2 protein-coding genes and 1 pseudogene are annotated in these 3,010 nt (G+C 50.5%); all 3 read left to right on the top strand.

Annotated features, from left to right (window positions below; translation table 11 throughout):
• Positions 1-657 (top strand): annotated as a pseudogene (locus Q7V06_RS07800) (RNA degradosome polyphosphate kinase); the annotation flags it as partial.
• Complete coding sequence (ppk1, locus tag Q7V06_RS07805) at positions 647-2,731, top strand: polyphosphate kinase 1 (protein WP_304840289.1); 2,085 nt, start codon at positions 647-649, stop codon at positions 2,729-2,731. The pseudogene Q7V06_RS07800 and the gene ppk1, both read left to right, overlap by 11 nt.
• Positions 2,703-3,010 (top strand): CHAD domain-containing protein (locus Q7V06_RS07810; protein ID WP_304840291.1); only part of this gene is annotated, 308 nt, incomplete at its 3' end. The genes ppk1 and Q7V06_RS07810, both read left to right, overlap by 29 nt.

The raw sequence follows: 3,010 nt of genomic DNA on the forward strand, positions 1-3,010 counted from the left end.
ATCTTCACAGCAGATCCAAAAGTCGGATCAGATGCAGCTGATCTCTTTAATGCACTCACCGGTTATTCGGCAAAGACCAGGTATCGGACATTCCTTGTATCTCATGGGAAGATGGGGCGTATGCGTGAGGATATTCTCATGAGAATCAACCGGGAGATCCAGTCCCATAGGAAGAGTGGAGGTGGATATATTGTATTTAAGTGCAATGCGCTTGTTGACCCCGACTGTATCGCAGCACTCTATCGTGCTTCTCAGGAAGGTGTCAGAATACATCTTCAGGTGCGTGGCATCTGCTGTCTCCGACCCGGTATGACAGGAGTTTCAGAGAATATCACCGTCTCCTCAATCGTCGGGAGATTCCTTGAACATACACGGATTTATTACTTCAGAAATGGGGGGGATGAAGAGGTGTTGATCGGATCTGCTGATCTGATGCCGCGAAACCTGAATGGCAGGGTTGAGATTCTGTATCCGATTCAGGATTCACGGATCAGGCAGGCTGTCATTGATAAGATACTGATGATTCATCTGAAGGATACGGCGAAGATGAGACTGATGGATGAAAGAGGGAATTACCGGAGGGTTGATGCCGGTTCAGATCCCCTGAACTCTCAATCCTGGATGGTACAGAACAGGGGGGTCTGGCATGGTCTCTGAAGATCAACAGCATTTCAACAACCCTTCATATTATATCAACCGTGAACTTTCCTGGCTCGCTTTTAACAGAAGGGTGCTGGCAGAGGCGAATGATGAGATGCACCCCCTCCTCGAACAGGTGAAGTTCCTTGCGATCTGTGGGAACAATCTTGATGAGTTCTTTATGGTGCGGGTTTCAGGTCTCCGCCATCAGGTGAAGGACGGCGTCTGGAAACTCCCGCCTGACGGAACAATGCCATCAGATCTCCTCTGGAAGATACAGATCGAGGTTGATGAACTGAACCGTCTCTACGAGATATGCTGGAAGGAGTACCTCATGCCGCGTCTTGAAAAAGCCGGTATATCGATCATCTCAGTCTCTGATCTTACGGTGGATGAGGAGAGTATACTTCGGGAATATTTCAGGACGACTATCTATCCGATCCTCACCCCGATGGCGATCGATGCAGCACGCCCATTCCCTTTCATATCAAACCTCTCGATCAATCTTGCAGTCGTCCTGAGATCTCTTGAGGGGAGGCGTTACTTTGCCCGCCTGAAGATCCCATCTCCACTCTTTGGCAGGTTCATTCCGGTGGGATCAACTGGCCGTTTTATTCTGCTTGAGGATCTGGTCGCAGATAATCTCGCACTCCTCTTCCCTGGAATGAGGGTGGAAGGGTCATACCGATTCCGGTTAACGAGGGATGCAGAGATCAAAGTGGTCATCGATGAAGCATCAGATCTCCTTTCGGCGGTCGAGGAGAGTGTGGAATGCAGAAGAACCGGTGTTCCTGTCCGCCTCGAGGTTGATCCTGCGATGCCGACAGATCTCATCCTTCTCATATCTGAGCGGCTTGGTCTGAAGCAGAATGATGTCTATGGGGTTCCGGGTTTCATCGGTCATGCGGACCTCTGGCAGCTGCATGGGCTTGCCCGCCCTGATCTTCTGGATGAACCGTTCATCCCGTTTGTCCCGATTCCCCTCTCAGCCGAATCCGATCTCTTTGCAGCGATCAGATTCCAAGATTTTTTCTTCTATCATCCCTATGATAGTTTCAACCCACTTGTTCGCCTCCTCAGGCAGGCGGCAACAGATCGGGATGTGTTAGCGATCAAGATCACCTTCTATCGTATCGACAAAGGCTCACCGATCATTGATATTCTGATGAAGGCGCGCCAGCATGGGAAACAGGTGACAGTCGTCCTTGAGCTGAAGGCGAAGTTTGATGAGCAGAATAACATCACCTGGGCACGAACCCTTGAGCAGGAGGGTGTACATGTGGTCTATGGGCATGAGCGGCTCAAGATCCATGCGAAACTCTGTATGATAGTCAGGCGTGAATCAGATGGGATCTGCCGGTATGTCCATCTCAGCTCCGGGAATTATAATACGGTCACCACGAAAATCTACGGTGATATCGGTTACCTGACAGCGAATCCAAAGATTGCTGCTGATGTTACCGAACTCTTCAACCTTCTCACCGGATATGTCAGCCATGAGGAGTACAGAAAACTCCTCGTTGCCCCTGTTACTCTCAGGCAGGGAATCCTTGATCGTATTGACAGGGAGATCTGCTGTCATCAGGAGCATGGAGACGGGTATATTGCATTGAAGCTCAACGGACTCCTTGATCCTGATATTATTGCGGGGTTATATCGGGCTTCCTGTGCGGGAGTGCGGATGGATCTCAATGTCCGTGGACTCTGTGCATTGAGACCCGGCATCCCCGGCGTGTCAGAAAATATCACTATCACCTCGATTGTGGGGCGTTTCCTCGAACATGCAAGGATATATCATTTCCATAACGGAGGTGATGACGAAGTCCTCCTTGGGAGTTCTGACATGATGCAGAGGAATCTGAGGCGACGGGTTGAGGTGCTATTCCCGGTTCTGGACGCCGCGATCAAACGAGCATTAATCCGGGTGATGAAGATCCATCTGAAGGATGATGTGAAGTCCTGGCGGCTTCACTCCGATGGAAAGTACGAAAAGATCAGACCTGTCGCACCAGATGGTGCATGCAACTCACAGGCATGGCTGATCAAACACAGAGGTGTCTGGCATGGGTGGAAGGAACAAGAAGAAGATTGATGAGGGTTTCTGCCTTTTTGGTGCAGAGATCCTCCAAAAGCTCATGGGGGATCTCACAGCCGAAGCAGACGGCGTCAGAGAATCAGATGACATCGAGTACATTCACCGGATGCGTGTTGCCTCCCGCCGAACCCGTGCAGCTCTTCCGATATTTGCCTGCTGCTTCTCCGGGAAGGACTATAACCGGTTCAGAAAAGGTGTTCGTTCCATTACGCGATCGCTTGGTGCTGCACGTGATCTCGATGTCCAGATAGACTATATCAGATCGTACCTCGAGAG

The organism is Methanocalculus sp., assembly GCF_030651615.1.
Classification (GTDB): domain Archaea; phylum Halobacteriota; class Methanomicrobia; order Methanomicrobiales; family Methanocorpusculaceae; genus Methanocalculus.